General features: G+C 59.2%; 12 protein-coding genes and 1 pseudogene. 7 read left to right on the top strand and 6 right to left on the bottom strand.

Annotated elements, in window-relative coordinates; translation table 11 throughout:
* Positions 1-28: 28 nt before the first annotated feature.
* Both ACA059_RS04120 and ACA059_RS04115 read right to left on the bottom strand, forming a co-directional pair.
* Positions 29-1,234, bottom strand: coding sequence for a tyrosine-type recombinase/integrase (locus tag ACA059_RS04120; RefSeq protein ID WP_497632830.1), 1,206 nt, complete (start codon positions 1,232-1,234; stop codon positions 29-31).
* A 199-nt stretch (positions 1,235-1,433) separates the two neighbouring features.
* Positions 1,434-1,496 (bottom strand): annotated as a pseudogene (locus ACA059_RS04115) (hypothetical protein); the annotation flags it as partial.
* A 364-nt stretch (positions 1,497-1,860) separates the two neighbouring features.
* On the opposite strand from ACA059_RS04115, the gene ACA059_RS04110 reads away from it, so the two are divergent.
* The 5 genes from ACA059_RS04110 (at position 1,861) to ACA059_RS04090 (ending at position 6,971) form a co-directional block, all read left to right on the top strand.
* Entirely contained in the window at positions 1,861-2,577 is a 717-nt protein-coding gene (locus ACA059_RS04110; RefSeq protein ID WP_054049992.1) for an ABC transporter permease, read from the top strand.
* A gap of 20 nt (positions 2,578-2,597) precedes the next feature.
* Positions 2,598-3,491, top strand: a complete 894-nt coding sequence (locus ACA059_RS04105) for a glycine betaine ABC transporter substrate-binding protein (RefSeq protein WP_497632829.1) — start codon at positions 2,598-2,600, stop codon at positions 3,489-3,491.
* 12 nt (positions 3,492-3,503) lie between these two features.
* Positions 3,504-4,157, top strand: a complete 654-nt coding sequence (locus tag ACA059_RS04100; protein WP_008148960.1) for an ABC transporter permease — start codon at positions 3,504-3,506, stop codon at positions 4,155-4,157.
* Positions 4,154-5,311: an osmoprotectant ABC transporter ATP-binding protein OsmV gene (locus ACA059_RS04095; RefSeq protein WP_497632828.1), complete on the top strand. Its 1,158-nt coding sequence runs from the start codon at positions 4,154-4,156 to the stop codon at positions 5,309-5,311. Before ACA059_RS04100 ends, ACA059_RS04095 begins: the two co-directional genes overlap by 4 nt.
* Positions 5,312-5,807: 496 nt before the next feature.
* Positions 5,808-6,971 carry a type III PLP-dependent enzyme gene (locus ACA059_RS04090; protein ID WP_033058084.1) on the top strand — a complete coding sequence of 388 codons (1,164 nt, stop codon included), beginning with the start codon at positions 5,808-5,810 and terminating at the stop codon, positions 6,969-6,971.
* Between the two features lie 63 nt (positions 6,972-7,034).
* On the opposite strand, the gene ACA059_RS04085 is transcribed toward ACA059_RS04090, so the two are convergent.
* On the bottom strand, positions 7,035-7,790 hold the full coding sequence (locus tag ACA059_RS04085; RefSeq protein ID WP_497632827.1) for a tetratricopeptide repeat protein: 756 nt from the start codon (positions 7,788-7,790) through the stop codon (positions 7,035-7,037).
* A complete protein-coding gene (locus ACA059_RS04080; protein WP_497632826.1) occupies positions 7,787-8,467 on the bottom strand; it encodes a Fe2+-dependent dioxygenase in 681 nt (226 codons plus the stop codon). Before ACA059_RS04080 ends, ACA059_RS04085 begins: the two co-directional genes overlap by 4 nt.
* Before the next feature lie 206 nt (positions 8,468-8,673).
* Between ACA059_RS04080 and ACA059_RS04075 the strand changes: the two genes are divergently transcribed.
* Both ACA059_RS04075 and ACA059_RS04070 read left to right on the top strand, forming a co-directional pair.
* Positions 8,674-10,935, top strand: coding sequence for a TonB-dependent receptor (locus ACA059_RS04075; protein WP_497632825.1), 2,262 nt, complete (start codon positions 8,674-8,676; stop codon positions 10,933-10,935).
* 268 nt (positions 10,936-11,203) lie between these two features.
* The gene (locus ACA059_RS04070; RefSeq protein ID WP_497632824.1) at positions 11,204-13,732 is read left to right on the top strand and encodes a PepSY domain-containing protein; all 2,529 of its coding nucleotides are present in this window, start codon (positions 11,204-11,206) and stop codon (positions 13,730-13,732) included.
* A gap of 170 nt (positions 13,733-13,902) precedes the next feature.
* On the opposite strand, the gene ACA059_RS04065 is transcribed toward ACA059_RS04070, so the two are convergent.
* Positions 13,903-15,444 carry an alkaline phosphatase D family protein gene (locus ACA059_RS04065; RefSeq protein WP_497632823.1) on the bottom strand — a complete coding sequence of 514 codons (1,542 nt, stop codon included), beginning with the start codon at positions 15,442-15,444 and terminating at the stop codon, positions 13,903-13,905.
* 184 nt (positions 15,445-15,628) lie between these two features.
* Positions 15,629-15,958, bottom strand: a complete 330-nt coding sequence (locus ACA059_RS04060; protein ID WP_497632822.1) for a DUF6124 family protein — start codon at positions 15,956-15,958, stop codon at positions 15,629-15,631.
* Positions 15,959-16,376: the final 418 nt, after the last annotated feature.

Below are 16,376 nucleotides of genomic sequence, written 5' to 3'. Positions count from 1 at the left end.
ATGCCAGTCGTTCCGCCCCTTACGGCGGCTATGCCGTTAGGGCTGTGAGGCGTTGCCACCACGCGCTATAGGCGTCTTTCTGCTCCGCCAGATAGTCATACTGGTCGTAAACCTGCCAGCTCCCCGGAAGCTTGTGGCCAAGCATGATTTCAGCAATGTGGGGCTCGGTCAGTGTCGAGAAATTGGTACGCGCGGTCTTGCGCAGGTCGTGAACCGACCAGTGCTGCATTTCATATTTTTCATGCCGCCGCAGCCACTGCATGATGTTGTAAGGCAACTGCAAGGGAGCGCCTGCCCCCATCGGCTTGGTTGTTCCACTGTTCGTGAACAGGAACTTGCCCTCGGCGCTGAGCGCCATGGCCTGTTTGATCAGCGCCTCAACATCCGGGGTGATCGGGCGCAGAAGCGGCTTTCCTGAGGCTTTGCCCAGCTTGTGGTTTTCGGTGGGCACCGTCCAAATCTTCTTGGCAAAGTCGAAATGGCTTTTTTCGCTAAGACGCAACTCGCTGTTGCGGCATCCGTAGATCAGACAAAGCTTCAGGAAAATCTTGTTCTTGGTCGCCATGCGCGATTGCTCCATGGCTTTCCACACGAGCTTTATTTCCTCGTTGGAAAGGGAGCGCGACCCGGCGATTTTTTTGATCTGCAAGTCTTCCTTGGCGTTGATCTCCGCTAGCGGGTGCGAGGGGATCAACCGGCGCTTCACGCCCCATTTCAGCATCTGCTTGGCATTGACCAGGATACGTTCGGCGATACCGGGCCTTGCTTTAGCCTGCCCCTCAAGAAGCGCCAGCCACTCGTGCAGGGTGACTTTCCCGGCAGGGAGCTTGCCGACTCTGGGGAACACATGGATCTCGAATGAACGCAGGATTTCGTGATGCCCCTTCTTGTTCCCTTTGCAGTACGCCTCGTACCACTGGCGAAACAGCGACCCCACGGAATCAGCCTGGAGGATCGCCTGTTTCTCCAGCTGCTTCACCACCCTCGGATCGTGTCCCTGCTCCAGCTGAGCACGCAGGCGCTGCGTTTCTGCGCGCGCATCCTTGAGTGACATCAACGGGTACGTGCCGAGATCAAGGCGGCAGGGGCGACCGTCATAGCGAAAGCGCAGCTGAAAGGTGATCTTCCCCTTCGGGGTGATGCGCACACCAAACCCGTCGCGGTCTGATTTCTCTTCACGTGTGCTGCGGGGTTTGCCGTTGTTGGCCTTCAGCCATGCGTCTGAGATCGCCATAAGCTCTCCGGACTGCGTACATAATTTTCTGGGGCTTCCGAAAGGCTGTTTTGTGTACGCTGCCATGTACACAAATCCTGTGGCTCAGCTCGTCTTCGGGTGTCTCAGATTGTCGCGGTCGCGGCGATTTTCATCAATGGAATCAGTAGATTAAATCGGAATATGACGGGGCCTGTCTTCGCCTGACTCAGAGGGTAATGTCAGGGTGGGAAATAATGGCGAAAGTGCGGCGTTTCGCGACTTCGGCGGCCTGTTTGGTCATGGGAAATCGCCTGGCAGGTGATTCAAAAAAGGGCGGCGAGTATAGCGCAAACCGAGCCTTACGGACCACCGCTCGCCCTGTCGCCAACGGCAATTGACGGGCCCGAAGGGCGATCAAGGGTGGCTAAATGCTGTTAATTATGGAACCTTTTAAAAGGTGGAGGCGTCCACTCCCCTGTTACAGCTCTCGTAGCAGGGTTTGAAAAACCTGCAAGTTAGCCTGACGAGGCTGCGCTTATGGCTCGATCTCATGCGGTTTCATCAGCATGAAGAGCTGCTTCTCGCGAACGTCGATAATCCCGGCAGCCAGGAATGGCATGCCCCACGGGACTGCGTTCGCCGACAAAGAAAAAAGGAGTCCGCCTGTGGCTATTCGCTATGGCAAGGGGCTTATTGGAGGTGCGGTTGTCGTCGCCCTCCTGGCCCTGCTGGTCCACTGGATTGGCATCAACACGATCGAACATTACCGCGACGATTTGTTGTTTTACCTGCAAGCCCATTTGATTCTTGTCCTTGTTTCCATGCTGGCCGCCCTTGTTGTGGGCATTCCCGCCGGCATCTTCCTCAGCCGCCCGACCATGGTGGGCCGCGCTGAACGCTTCATGCAGATCTTCAATATCGGCAACACCGTGCCGCCTCTTGCCGTACTGGCCATCGCCCTGGGTATCCTCGGCATCGGCAGCGGCCCCGCGATTTTCGCCCTGTTCCTCGCCTCGCTGTTGCCGATCGTGCGCAACACCTATGAAGGCCTGAAAAACGTTCAGGGTTCGCTCAAGGAAGCGGCCGTCGGTATCGGCATGACACCGACTCAGGTGCTGTGGCGGGTCGAACTGCCAAACGCCGTGCCGATCATCATCGGTGGCGTGCGCGTGGCGCTGGCGATCAACGTTGGCACCGCGCCGCTGGCGTTCCTGATTGGCGCCAACAGTCTGGGCAGCCTGATTTTCCCTGGCATCGCCCTGAACAATCAGCCGCAACTGCTGCTCGGCGCGGCCTGTACCGCCCTGCTGGCCTTGCTGCTCGACGGTCTGGTGACACTCGCCAGCCGCCTCTGGCTCGAACGCGGCTTGCGCCCGTCTTAAGCCTCGGCAAAGGAAATCTCATGAAAAAAATATGCTTATTTCTAGGCTGCGCCCTGCTGTTCGCAGGAATCGCCCAAGCCGCTGAAAAACCGGTGATCCGCATCGGCGCCCGGGTGTTCACCGAACAAACCCTGCTGGCGGAAATCACGTCCCAATACCTGAACACCAAGGGTTACGACACCCAGGTGACCGGCGGTCTGGGCAGCACCCTGGCCCGTAGCGCCCACGAAAGTGGTCAGCTGGATTTGATGTGGGAATACACCGGCGTGTCGCTGGTGGCTTACAACCACATCACTGACAAGCTCGACAGCGCTCAGTCCTACGCCAAGGTGAAAGAACTCGACGCGAAAAAAGGCCTGATCTGGCTCACCCCGTCGAAGTTCAGCAACACCTACGCCCTGGCCCTGCCGGAAAACACCGCGAAGGCTTACCCGCAGATCAACACCATCAGCGAGCTGAACACGGTGCTGCAGGCTGAGGCGAAGACCAATCACCTGGTGGCGCTGGACACCGAATTCGCCAACCGCTCCGACGGTCTGGACGGCATGGTGAACCTCTACGGCATGAACCTGAACCGCAAAAACATCCGCCAGATGGACGCCGGGCTGGTCTACACCGCTCTGCGCAATGGTCAGGTGTTTGCCGGTCTGGTCTACACCACCGACGGTCGCTTGAACGCCTTCAAGCTGAAACTGCTGGAAGACGACAAGCATTACTTCCCGGACTACACCGCCGCGCCAGTGGTGCGTCAGGCCTACCTCGACGCTCACCCGAAACTCGCGGAAGAACTCAAGCCGCTGGCCGAACTGTTCGACGACGTCACCATGCGCCAGCTCAACGCGCGGGTCGATGTCGACCACGAAAGCCCTTCATCCGTTGCCGCCGATTTCCTGCGCCAGCATCCATTGAACTAAGGAGGAAAAGACATGGAATTTCTGAACGCCTTTTCCCATCTCGACTGGCCGTTGGTCCTGCAACTGACCGGGCAACACATCACCCTGGTCGGCATTGCCGTGACCCTGGCAATTCTGGTCGGCGTGCCGCTGGGCATTCTGATGACACGCTTCCCGACCCTCGCCGGCCCGTTGCAAGCCAGCGCCACGGTGCTGCTGACGGTGCCATCGATTGCCCTGTTCGGCCTGCTGCTGCCGTTCTACTCCAAATTCGGCCAGGGCCTGGGTCCGATGCCGGCGATCACTGCGGTGTTTTTGTACTCGCTGCTGCCGATCATGCGTAACACCTACCTCGCCCTGACCGGCGTCGACCCCGGCATTCGCGAAGCCGCCCGTGGCATCGGCATGACCTTCGGCCAGCGTCTGCGCATGGTCGAGCTGCCGATCGCGGTGCCAGTGATCCTCGCCGGTGTGCGCACCGCCGTGGTCATGAACATTGGTGTCATGACCATCGCCGCCACCATCGGCGCCGGTGGCCTCGGTGTACTTATTCTCGCTTCAATCAGCCGCAGCGACATGTCGATGCTGATCGTCGGCGCCGTGCTGGTCAGTCTCCTGGCCATCTTCGCCGACCTGCTTCTGCAATGGCTGCAACGCACGCTGACTCCAAAAGGACTCCTGAAATGATCGAACTTCAAAACCTCAGCAAGACCTTCCAAAGCAACGGCAAAGATGTGAAAGCCGTGGACTCGGTAAGCTTGACCGTCAATGAAGGCGAGATCTGTGTGTTCCTCGGGCCATCGGGCTGCGGCAAAAGCACCACGCTGAAGATGATCAACCGCCTGATCAAGCCGACCTCCGGCAAGATCCTGATCAACGGCGAAGACACCACCGACCTCGACGCCGTGACCCTGCGCCGCAACATCGGTTATGTGATCCAGCAGATCGGTCTGTTCCCGAACATGACCATCGAGGAAAACATCACCATCGTTCCGCGCCTGCTGGGCTGGGACAAACAGAAATGCCACGACCGCGCCCGCGAGTTGATGAGCATGATCAAGCTTGAGCCCAAGCAGTACCTGAATCGCTACCCGCGTGAATTGTCCGGTGGCCAGCAGCAACGAATCGGGGTGATTCGTGCATTGGCGGCGGATGCGCCGTTGTTGCTGATGGATGAGCCGTTCGGCGCGGTCGACCCGATCAACCGCGAGATGATCCAGAACGAGTTCTTCGAAATGCAACGCGCGCTGAACAAGACCGTGATCATGGTCAGCCACGACATCGATGAAGCCATCAAGCTGGGCGACAAGATCGCGATTTTCCGTGCGGGCAAGCTGCTGCAGATCGATCACCCGGATACGCTGCTGGCGCACCCGGCGGATGACTTTGTCAGTAACTTCGTCGGCCAGGACAGCACCCTCAAGCGTCTGTTGCTGGTGAAAGCCGAAGATGCGGCGGACAACGCACCGTCGGTGAGCCCGGAAACGCCGGTGGCCGAGGCCCTGGAGCTGATGGACGAACTGGACCGTCGTTATGTCGTGGTCACTGATGGCGAGAACAAGGCGCTGGGTTATGTACGACGTCGCGACCTGCACCGTCAGACCGGTACATGCGCGCAATACCTGCGCGAGTTCAACGCCACTGCGGTGTACGACGAGCATTTGCGCATCCTGCTGTCGCGCATGTACGAGTTCAACCGCTCGTGGTTGCCGGTGATGGATGCGGAGCGGGTGTTCCTTGGGGAAGTGACTCAGGAATCGATTGCCGAGTATTTGAGCTCAGGTAAGTCCCGTGGGGGCAAGACCAGTATTGTTTCGCCTGCCGAGACAGCGCTGGCCTGATTTGCCTCTGTGGTGAGGGGATTTATCCCCGTCCGGCTGCGAAGCAGTCGTAAAACCAGTGCATGCGGTGTACCAGGTACACCGTCGGTTCCGGTTCCAGGGCTGCTTCGCAGCCCAACGGGGATAAATCCCCTCGCCACAATGGCTTCATGTTTCCCTTCAAAATTCCCCATTCGGGGAACATCACACTGTCATGCAGGTCGGTTACATCAGTAGTTGTCCGGGACCGCACGACGGATGCGTGTAAAAACGCGACATTTTTTGTTGATCTCAAGCCCCTCACGCCCTAAAGTTCGCGCCGAACGTCCATGCTGGAAACGATCCATCCGGCTCAAGTACTGACGACGAGACAGCAAGGCCAAGGGAAAGCACCGCTTCCCATGGCCTTTTTGCTTTCGGCGACATGCCTTGGGAAGTAGGCGAACCAAAGTGGGGATACGGAGGACGTTCATTTGCACCCATTGATTAATCTAGTTTGCCAGTAGGAGTTCCCAGCATGTCGATCAACGTCGAAGACTATTTCGCGCGCGATACCTTCAACAAAATGAAGGCCTTCGCCGACAAACAAGAAACCCCGTTCGTGGTGATCGACACCGCGATGATCAGCCAGGCCTATGACGACCTGCGCGCCGGTTTCGAATTCGCCAAGGTCTACTACGCGGTCAAGGCCAACCCGGCCGTCGAAATCATCGACCTGCTCAAAGAGAAAGGCTCGAACTTCGACATCGCCTCGATCTACGAGCTCGACAAAGTGATGAACCAGGGCGTCGGCCCGGATCGCATCAGCTACGGCAACACCATCAAGAAATCCAAAGACATTCGCTACTTCTACGAGAAGGGCGTGCGTCTGTATGCCACCGACTCCGAAGCCGACCTGCGCAACATCGCCAAGGCTGCGCCGGGTTCGAAAGTCTACGTGCGCATCCTTACCGAAGGCTCGACCACCGCTGACTGGCCTCTGTCGCGCAAATTCGGCTGCCAGACCGACATGGCCATGGACCTGCTGATTCTCGCTCGTGACCTGGGTCTGGTGCCGTACGGCATCTCGTTCCACGTCGGCTCCCAACAGCGCGACATCAGCGTCTGGGACGCGGCGATCGCCAAGGTCAAAGTGATCTTCGAACGTCTGAAAGAAGAAGACGGCATTCACCTGAAGCTGATCAACATGGGCGGCGGCTTTCCGGCCAACTACATAACCCGCACCAACAGCCTGGAAACCTACGCTGAAGAAATCATCCGTTTCCTCAAGGAAGACTTCGGTGACGAACTGCCGGAAATCATCCTGGAACCGGGCCGTTCGCTAATCGCCAACGCCGGCATCCTGGTCAGTGAAGTCGTGCTGGTCGCCCGTAAATCCCGTACCGCTGTAGAGCGATGGGTGTACACGGATGTGGGCAAGTTCTCCGGCCTGATCGAAACCATGGACGAAGCCATCAAGTTCCCGATCTGGACCGAGAAGAAAGGCGAGATGGAAGAAGTGGTCATCGCCGGCCCGACCTGCGACAGCGCCGACATCATGTACGAAAACTACAAGTACGGTTTACCGCTGAACCTGGCGATTGGTGATCGTTTGTACTGGTTGTCGACCGGTGCCTACACCACCAGCTACAGCGCTGTTGAATTCAATGGCTTCCCGCCGCTGAAGTCGTTCTACGTGTAAGCGCTACTCGTAGAAATTAAAAAGCCCATGACGTGTCATGGGCTTTTTTGTGTCTGCGTAAATCTATCCTGGAGTCAGCTCCCGAGCACGCTGTTGATACTCAGTGGCCAGCCCATGAATTCTTGGATCAGTCGACGTCGATAACGTCTGACTCGCCACCCGCAAGAAATTCAGATTCCCACCGTCCAGGGCCTTGCGTAACCAGACCAACGCCTCGTCGATCTCGCCTTCATCCGCCAGCACGGCGGCATAGCTGAACTGCCCGCGAAAATCCCCGCCGTCCGCCGAGCGTCGATACCAGTCACGCGCAGCTTGCGGATCTACCGGGCAAACCCGCCCGTCTTCCAGATAACGCCCCAGCAGGTTCATCGACTTTGCATGTCCCTGCTCAGCCGCGCAGCGATACAAATTCAGTGCTTGCAACTGATCCTCGATCACCCCGCGCCCGGTGGCCAGCAGATTCGCGCAGTTGTACATCGCCCAATCCAGCCCCTTCTCAGCCGCCAGTCGATAATGCCCCGCAGCGACCGAAGCATCGGCAACGCAACCCCAGCCATGTTCATGACAACGACCGAGCATGTTGCGCGCCATCAAATGCCCACGCTGGGCGGCGATCTCGAACCAACGCACAGCCAGCGGCTGATCCTTCTCGATACCCTGGCCATCCAACAGAATCTGCCCGAGCAAGGCCTGAGCATCCAGCACACCTTCACGGGCAGCGATCAGAATCGCCTGAGCGGCACGTGCCGGGCTTTCGTCGAGCATGGACTTGAGCCGATCACCATCGAGGACTTCCTCGCGGCGCAGTTGATAACTCATACCTCGACCCAGCGGCGCAACAGGTTGTGATAAGTGCCGGTGAGGCGGATCAGCGAAGGATGGTCGGGCATGTCCTGGGTCAGCTGCTGGATCGCCCCGTCCATCTCGAACAGCAAGGCGCGCTGGCTGTCTTCGCGGACCAGGCTTTGGGTCCAGAAGAACGAGGCGTAGCGAGTGCCGCGCGTCACGGCGTTGACTTTGTGCAGGCTGGTGCCGGGGTACAGAACCATGTCGCCGGCCGGCAACTTCACCCGTTGGGTGCCGAAGGTGTCCTGAATTTCCAGCTCGCCGCCGTCGTAGTCGTCCGGTTCGCTGAAGAACAGAGTGGCCGACAAATCGGTGCGCACCCGCTCGATGCTGCCCTTGGGCTGGCGCACGGCGTTGTCGATGTGAAAATCGAAACTGCCGCCGGCCGTGTAACAGTTCAACAACGGAGGGAAGACCTTGTGCGGTAACGCCGCCGACATGAATAGTGGATTTTTCCACAGCCGTTCCAGCATCGCCGCGCCGACTTCCTTGGCCAGCGGATGACCTTCAGGCAGTTGCAGATTGTGCTTGGCCTTGGCCGACTGGTAGCCGGCGGTGATCTTGCCGTCAGCCCAATCCGCCTGCTCCAAAGCCTCGCGGATGCGCTGCACTTCTTCTTTCGTGAACACGCCGGGAATGTGCAGCAGCATGGGATGACACCTGAAGACAAAGAGGCGGCAATGGTATTGATTCTTATTGACTCTGTAAAACCCCCGCGACGTACGAGACAGCAAAAACCGTAAGGGTAAATTGTAAAGAATGTAAATTCCTCGCGAATAGTAACGTTTCGCAATTGATACAAATACCTGTTTACCCTATATTCCGCGGCCTCAAATCCTTGGGGAGGGGAATTCTCATGTCACGCCAACAACCACAATTACCGGTCAGTTCACCGCGTTTGCTAGCGTCTGCAATTGGCGTGGCGATCACTGCCAGCTCGGCGGGCCACATGGCTTTCGCGGCTGAACAGACCGACGAAAAAGCACCGAGCAACGTGATTTCCCTGGGCGCTACCGCTATCAACGGCGAAGCTCAGGACGAGACCTCCTACAAGACCGATACCTCGGCCAACAAGAAATACACCGCGCCGCTGCGCGAAACGCCGAAAAGCGTCACCGTGATTCCGCAACAAGTGATTCGCGACACAGGTGCCACCAGCCTGGTCGACGCGCTGCGTACCACACCGGGTATCACGTTCGGTGCCGGTGAAGGCGGCAACCCGGCCGGCGATCGTCCGATCATTCGCGGCTTCAACGCAGAAAGCGACGTGTTCATCGACGGCATGCGCGACCCGGCCTCCCAGAGCCGCGAGATCTTCAACGTAGAATCGATCGAAGTCAGCAAGGGCCCGGGATCAGCCTTCACCGGCGCCGGTTCCACCGGTGGCAGCCTGAACCTGGTGAGCAAGACCGCCAAACTGGGCAATGCCTACAACGGCGGTTTCACTTGGGGCTCGGACCAGACCAAGCGCACCACCCTCGACCTGAACCAGCAGATGACCGATACCTCGGCCTTCCGTCTGAACCTGATGAAGCACGAAGCCAACGTCGCCGCCCGTGATGCCGTGGACGTAAGCCGTTGGGGCGTGGCACCTTCCTTCGCGTTCGGCCTGGGTACCGACACTCGCCTGACCGTCGGCTACTACCACGTCGAAACCGACGACATGCCCGACTACGGCCTCCCATTGACCTTGAGCCCCAACCGCAGCAAGTACAACGTCGATAAACCTGTGCATGTCGATCGCGACAACTTCTACGGTCTCACCGGTCGCGACTATCGCCAGACCAGCAACGACAGCGGCACCATCAAGATTGAACACGATCTGAATGATGACCTGACCGTTTCGAACAGCTTCCGCATGTCGCGTTCCACGCTCGATTACATCGTCACCAACCCGGACGACAGCAAGGGCAACGCGGCGCTTGGCAGCGTGTATCGCGGCGCGAAAAGCCGTAACTCGACGTCCAGCGGCTGGATCAACCAGACCGACCTGAGTGCCAAGTTCAACACCGGCGCCATCGAGCACAGCCTGGTCACCGGCCTTGAGTTTTCCTATCAAGACACCCACAACCGCCCGTACATCCTGACCTCCACCGCCAGCGGCACCCGGTGCAACCGCGCCCTGTTCAACTCCGGCGATTGCACCAGCCTGCAAAACCCGACGCCTGGGGATAACTGGAACGGCTCGATCACCGACAGCGCCGCGTTCACCGACACCGACACCAAAACCGCTGCGGCCTACGTGTTCGACACACTGAAGTTCAACGAGCAATGGTCCCTGAACCTGGGCCTGCGTTACGACAACTACCAGGTCAAATCCAGCGGCCACGCCAACGCGAGCAGCACAGCACCAGCGAACGACTTCTCCCGTGAGAACACCAGCGACCTGGTCAACTACCAGATCGGCGTGGTCTACAACCCGTTGCCGAACGGCAGCATCTACGCGGCCTACTCCACCTCCAGCAACCCGTCCGGTGAAACCAGCGGCAACGGTGGCCTGGACCTGGCGGCGAACAACACTGATCTGGACCCGGAAAAGAACCGCAACTACGAGATCGGCACCAAGTGGGACTTCTTCGGTGACGACCTATCGCTGACCGCCGCACTGTTCCGCACCGAGAAAACCAACGCACGTATCAACGATCCGGACGGCGGCACCACTCAAGTGCTGGACGGCGAGCAGCAGGTCAATGGTGTGGAACTGAGCTACGCCGGCAAGCTGACCCGTAACTGGAGAGTCTTCGGCGGCTACACCTACATGGAAAGCGAAGTGGTCAAAACCACCCTCGCCGCCGATGAAGGCAACCACATGCCGAGCACCCCACGGAACAACTTCACGTTCTGGTCGACCTACGACCTGGTACCGGACAAGTTGACCGTCGGCGCCGGTGCCACCTTCGTCGATTCGCAGTTCGGCAACGTCGCCAACTCGGTGGAAATCCCGTCCTACTGGCGCTACGACGCAATGGCCAGCTACGCCCTGACCAAGAACGTCGACCTGCAACTCAACGTGCAGAACCTGACCGACAAGCGTTACTTCGACCAGGTGTTCCAGACGCACTACGCCCACGTGGCGGCGGGCCGTACCGCCCTGCTGAGCGCCAACTTCCACTTCTGATCCTGTGGGAGCGAGCTTGCTCCGGGCGGCGTTCCGACGATGACGGCGGCACATTCAACATTGATGTTGGCTGACACACCGCCATCGTCGGAACGCCGCCCGGAGCAAGCTCGCTCCCACATGAAGTGCGGATGAAGGATGAAATCAGCGACAGGCCCCGTTCATTCAATTGAACGGGGCTTTTGTGCGTAAAAAAGAATGTTTCTCGACAACCCACGGCATAATGCGCGCCGTGATCATTATTTTCGAACGAACAAGGCGAGCGAACGTGTTGAAGAAAACCCTGTTCCAGTTGCACTGGTTTTTCGGCATCAGCGCCGGACTGGTCCTGGCCCTGATGGGCATCACCGGGGCGACGGTATCTTTTCAGGATGAAATCCTGCGCGCACTGAACCCTTCTGTGTTGCAGGTCGAGAAGCAGGTCGCCGGCGTCCTGCCGCCCGCCGAACTGGTGGAGAAAATCGAAGGTGCATCCGGCAAGAAAGTCTCGATGCTCTGGGTCGAGACTGACAGCGGCAACGCCGCGCGCGTGATCTTTACTCCGCCACCGGGCGAGCGCCGTGGGCAAATGCGCTACTTCGACCCGTACACCGCCGAATTCATGGGCGACGCCACTGGCCAGGATTTCTTCGGCCTGATGCTGCAACTGCACCGCTTCCTCGCCATGGGCGATACCGGTCGGCAAATCACCGGCGCGTGCACGCTGATTCTGCTGTTCTTCTGCCTGTCCGGTCTTTACCTGCGCTGGCCGCGCCAGTGGAAAAGCTGGCGTGCCTGGCTGACCCTCGACTGGAAGAAAAAAGGCCGCAGCTTCAACTGGGATTTGCACTCGGTGGCCGGTACCTGGTGCCTGGTGTTTTACCTCCTGGCAGCGCTCACCGGGTTGTCCTGGTCCTATGAGTGGTACAACAAGGGCCTGACCCGATTGCTTTCCGACTCACCGCAGAACGAGCGCGTCCGGAGCGGTCGCGGTCCTGCGCCAAGCGGCCCGGCCCCCACCGCCGATTACGCCGCGATGTGGAGCAGCATCTACAGCGCTGCCGGCCCGGCACTGAGTGCCTACAACATCCGCATGCCGCCCGTGGCCGGGCAGCCGGCCACCGTGTTCTACCTGCTGAACACCTCGCCCCACGACCGCGCGCTGAACCAGATCACCCTCGATCCGGCAACCGGCACCGTCAAACGGCATGATCGCTACAGCGACAAGAGCCTCAAGGCGCAACTGCTGACCAGCATTTACGCGCTGCACGTCGGCAGCTATTTCGGAATCATCGGGCGGATCATCCTGACGATTAGCGCGCTGACGATGCCGCTGTTTTTCGTCACAGGCTGGTTGTTGTACCTCGATCGTCGACGCAAGAAAAAGCAGATCAAGGATGCTCGCAAAGGCCTCGCACAATCGGGTACCGACACGCCTGCATGGTTGATCGGCTTCGCCAGCCAGAGCGGCTTTGCCGAGCAACTGGCGTGGCAGACCGCCGGGCAATTGCAGGCTGCAGGCCTGCCGGTGAAGGTTCAGCCGCTGGCGGACGTCAGCGAGCAAGACTTGCGTGATTCCAGCCATGCGTTGTTCGTCGTCAGCACCTTCGGCGACGGTGAAGCGCCGGACAGCGCCCGGGGGTTTGAGCGCAAAGTGCTGGCCCGGACGTTGAGCCTGGAAAGCCTGAACTACGCCGTGCTGGGGCTGGGCGATCGCCAATATCAGCATTTCTGCGGCTTCGCTCGACGCTTGCACACATGGCTGGGCGAACACGGCGGCCAGACCCTGTTCGCGCCTGTGGAGGTCGACAGCGGCGACCCTTACGCCTTGCGTCACTGGCAGCAGCAACTGGGCCTGCTGACCGGACAGGCGCCCGTGGACACCTGGCAAGCGCCAAGCTATGACAACTGGACCCTGACCCGCCGTGAGCTGCTCAACCCTGACAGCAGCGGTTCAGGCGTTTACTTGCTCGGCCTCACCGCCCCCACCACCAGCAGCTGGCTGGCCGGTGACCTGGTGGAAGTGTTGCCGCGCAATTGTCCGTGGGCGATCGAACATTTCCTCGATGGCCTGGGCATTGACGGTCGGGCCACAGTTGCGCTCGCTGGCCTGTCGCAACCGCTGGAGCAAGCCCTCGCCAGTCGACAACTGCCGGAAAACAGAGCTCACCTGGTCGGCCTGCATGCCCAGGCGCTGGCTGATGCGCTGGTGCCCTTGGCCATGCGCGAATACTCCATCGCCTCGATCGCCGCCGATGGCATCCTCGAACTGATCGTGCGTCAGGAACTGCATCCCGACGGCAGCCTGGGCGTCGGCTCCGGCTGGCTGACCGAACACGCCCCGGTGGGCGGCACCATCAGCCTGCGCGTGCGGCGCAACAGCGGTTTCCACCTGCCGGTCGAACCGGTACCGATGATCCTGCTGGGCAATGGCACCGGCCTGGCCGGTCTGCGCAGTTTGCTCAAGGCGCGGATCGCCGATGGGCAGCAGCGTCATTGGCTATTGTTCGGCGAACGCAATCGCGAGCATGACTACCTGTGTCGCGATGAGCTGGAAGAATGGTTGATTTCGGGGGATCTGGAGCGGCTGGACCTGGCGTTCTCGCGGGATCAGGCCGAGAAGATTTATGTGCAGGATCGCTTGCGTGAGTCGGCTGATTTGCTGAAGCAATGGCTGGCCGACGGCGCCGTCATTTACATCTGCGGCAGCTTGCAAGGGATGGCTTCAGGCGTAGACCACGCGCTCAACGAAATACTCGGAATTGCAGAGGTCGACCGCCTGATCGAGCAGGGCCGCTACCGACGCGACGTCTACTAAAAGCCCCCCTCACCCTAGCCCTCTCCCAGAGGTAGAGGGGACTGACCGTGAGTTTCTTTAGAAATTCTGCGACCTGAAACATCGAGTCGAACTCAGGCCTTGAAAACAGTGAAGATCGGCTCCCTTTCCCCTCTCCCCTCTGGGGAGAGGGCTGGGGTGAGGGGTCGATTTCAAACCGGCTGCAACTTTTGTTGAAACACACTGACCCCATCCAAATCCCGCAACACCACACTCATCTCCCCCGTCTGCCCATCAATATTCACCTCACCAAAAAACTGAAACCCGGCAAACGGCGAAGTGTTCTGTGCCGGTGGTGCTTTCTCGAACACCACCTCCGGGCCAAAGGTCTTGTCCAGCGGATTAGGCCCGAAACTCCCCGCATTCAAAGGCCCGGCGACAAACTCCCAGAACGGTTCGAAATCCTGAAACGCCGCACGGTCCGGGTGGTAATGGTGCGCTGCGCAGTAATGCACATCCGCAGTCAGCCAGACAAAATTGCGCACCTGCTGCGCCCGCAGAAAACCCAATAATTCGGCAATTTCAAGTTCACGTCCCTGGGCCGGTCCCGGATCGCCATTGGCCACGGCTTCCCATCGCATCACACCGGGGCTGACTTCACCGTCCGGTACGCCGAGGCCAATCGGCATATCAGCAGCGATGACTTTCCACTGGGCATTGGAGGCCTTCAATTCACGTTTGAGCCAGTCCAGTTGTTCACGGCCAAGGAACGGTTTAGCGGCACCCAGGTTGTCGTCATTGGCCCCGCGATAGCTGCGCATGTCGAGCACGAATACATCGAACAACGGACCGTAACCGAGCTTGCGATAAATCCGCCCGCCGCTATCGGCGCTCTGCAAACGCATCGGCGCGTATTCAAGCCAGGCTTGGCGTGCGCGACCGACAAGGCTGTGGATATCTTTGCTCTTGTAGCGCACATCCAACTGCTTGCCCGGCGACCAGTTGTTCACCACTTCATGGTCGTCCCATTGCCAGATCTGCGGGACCTCGGCGTTGAAGCGGCGGATGTTTTCGTCCATCAGGTTGTAGCGGTAATTGCCGCGATAGTCGTCGAGGGTTTCGGCTACTTTGCTCTTGGCTTCCGTGGTGATGTTGCGCCACACGCGGCCGCTCTCTGTCGTGAGCTGCGCAGGTACGGGGCCGTCGGCGTAGATGGTGTCGCCGCTGTGGATAAAGAAGTCTGGCAGGCGCAAACGCATGGCTTCGTAGATGCGCATGCCGCCAATGTCCGGGTTGATGCCGAAGCCCTGGCCGACGGTGTCGCCGCTCCAGACGAAACGGATGTCACGACGGGTTTGCGGCACGCTGCGCAGATGGCCGAACCAGGGCTCGCTGGCGACGCCGCTCTGGGCGTCTTCGAAGTGCACGCGGTAGAAAATCGCCTGATCGGCGGGCAGGCCAGTGAGTTCGACCCGGGCAGTGAAATCGGTATTGGAGACGGCCAATGGCGAGACAAAACGACGGGGGTTGCTGAACAGGCTACGGGTGTCCCATTCCACCACCATGCGCGCCGGGCGATCGCAGCGGCTCCAGATCATCGCCCGATCGCCCAGCACGTCGCCGGACTGCACGCCATCGGTGAGTTGCGGACGATCCTTGACCGAGGCAATCACCGCCGGTGCCAGGCCTGGCAACAACAGCCCGGCACCGACGGCTTGAATGACACGACGGCGACCGAGGTCGAATTCGCTCATGGTGTTCTCCCTGAAAAGGAAAACTTAAGCACGGCTGGATGACTCAGATATGACACAGAAATCAGCCAACACCGCAAATCCCTTGTGGGAGCGGGCTTGCTCGCGAAAGCAGCCTGACAGCCAACATATTTGTTGAATGTCAGTCCATCTTCGCGAGCAAGCCCGCTCCCACAGTATCCGGTGGCTATCCGGGCGGATCGAGATTATCCAGCACACGGTTCACCGCCAGTTCTCCCAGCATGATCGACTGCTGAATCCCCAACATCGTGTTGCATTGCGATCCTTGCAGATACCTCGCGAAGTCACTTGCCATGACGTTCGCTGATGCCAGTGATTCACAGGCGTATTCCAGCAAGGTCTGGTTGTCGATCTCGGGGGCGATGAGGAAGATGTTGCTGGGTTGGCGCGGGGAATCGAGGGCTCGGTCAACGGTATCGTAGAGCTTTTCAGAATCGAGGTTTTCGTTTGGGGATGCCGGGTCAGTGTCCGGCGGATTAGGCGTTACCTTGAACATAATTTGCTGCTCCAGACTGGAGCCGTTTCGCTTCTCTACTAAAAGAAGGGTGGCGGCTGTACGCAGGTTAGTAGACCGGGGAGTCAGCAATACCGGCGCGCCCAAAGGCGCCCTACGCACAACCACCATCAAGTGCAGGGATATGAATACCTGACTGAATGGAGCTCATGCACATTACTGACAACCACGGGCTACTAAACCCGATCACTGAGGATCAGTGACGCGAACCAAATTACCGATGGCCGCCACGGCGCACAAGCCGGCGGATTCTGGCGCAGTTGTAGGCAACGACGCAACGTCGTGTAACCACAGGACGACGGCATTTTGATGCAAAACATCGCGGCTCCCGGCCCTATCAAGGAATAGGAAATTTCAGCGCCATATTTGGGAAACGTCCTAACGCCAGCCCTGAGCGAGC

This window comes from Pseudomonas sp. LBUM1647, from assembly GCF_059716175.1.
Note: the sequence above shows the minus strand (reverse complement) of the source record. Positions and strands in the feature narration are given on the sequence as shown.

Excerpts from the sequence above, each read along its gene's own strand:
- ACA059_RS04120 (WP_497632830.1), bottom strand. The coding sequence starts at position 1,234 with ATGGCGATCTCAGACGCATGGCTGAAGGCCAACAACGGCAAACCCCGC.
- ACA059_RS04105 (WP_497632829.1), top strand. The coding sequence starts at position 2,598 with ATGAAAAAAATATGCTTATTTCTAGGCTGCGCCCTGCTGTTCGCAGGA.
- ACA059_RS04100 (WP_008148960.1), top strand. The coding sequence starts at position 3,504 with ATGGAATTTCTGAACGCCTTTTCCCATCTCGACTGGCCGTTGGTCCTG.
- ACA059_RS04095 (WP_497632828.1), top strand. The coding sequence starts at position 4,154 with ATGATCGAACTTCAAAACCTCAGCAAGACCTTCCAAAGCAACGGCAAA.
- ACA059_RS04090 (WP_033058084.1), top strand. The coding sequence starts at position 5,808 with ATGTCGATCAACGTCGAAGACTATTTCGCGCGCGATACCTTCAACAAA.
- ACA059_RS04085 (WP_497632827.1), bottom strand. The coding sequence starts at position 7,790 with ATGAGTTATCAACTGCGCCGCGAGGAAGTCCTCGATGGTGATCGGCTC.
- ACA059_RS04080 (WP_497632826.1), bottom strand. The coding sequence starts at position 8,467 with ATGCTGCTGCACATTCCCGGCGTGTTCACGAAAGAAGAAGTGCAGCGC.
- ACA059_RS04075 (WP_497632825.1), top strand. The coding sequence starts at position 8,674 with ATGTCACGCCAACAACCACAATTACCGGTCAGTTCACCGCGTTTGCTA.
- ACA059_RS04065 (WP_497632823.1), bottom strand. The coding sequence starts at position 15,444 with ATGAGCGAATTCGACCTCGGTCGCCGTCGTGTCATTCAAGCCGTCGGT.
- ACA059_RS04060 (WP_497632822.1), bottom strand. The coding sequence starts at position 15,958 with ATGTTCAAGGTAACGCCTAATCCGCCGGACACTGACCCGGCATCCCCA.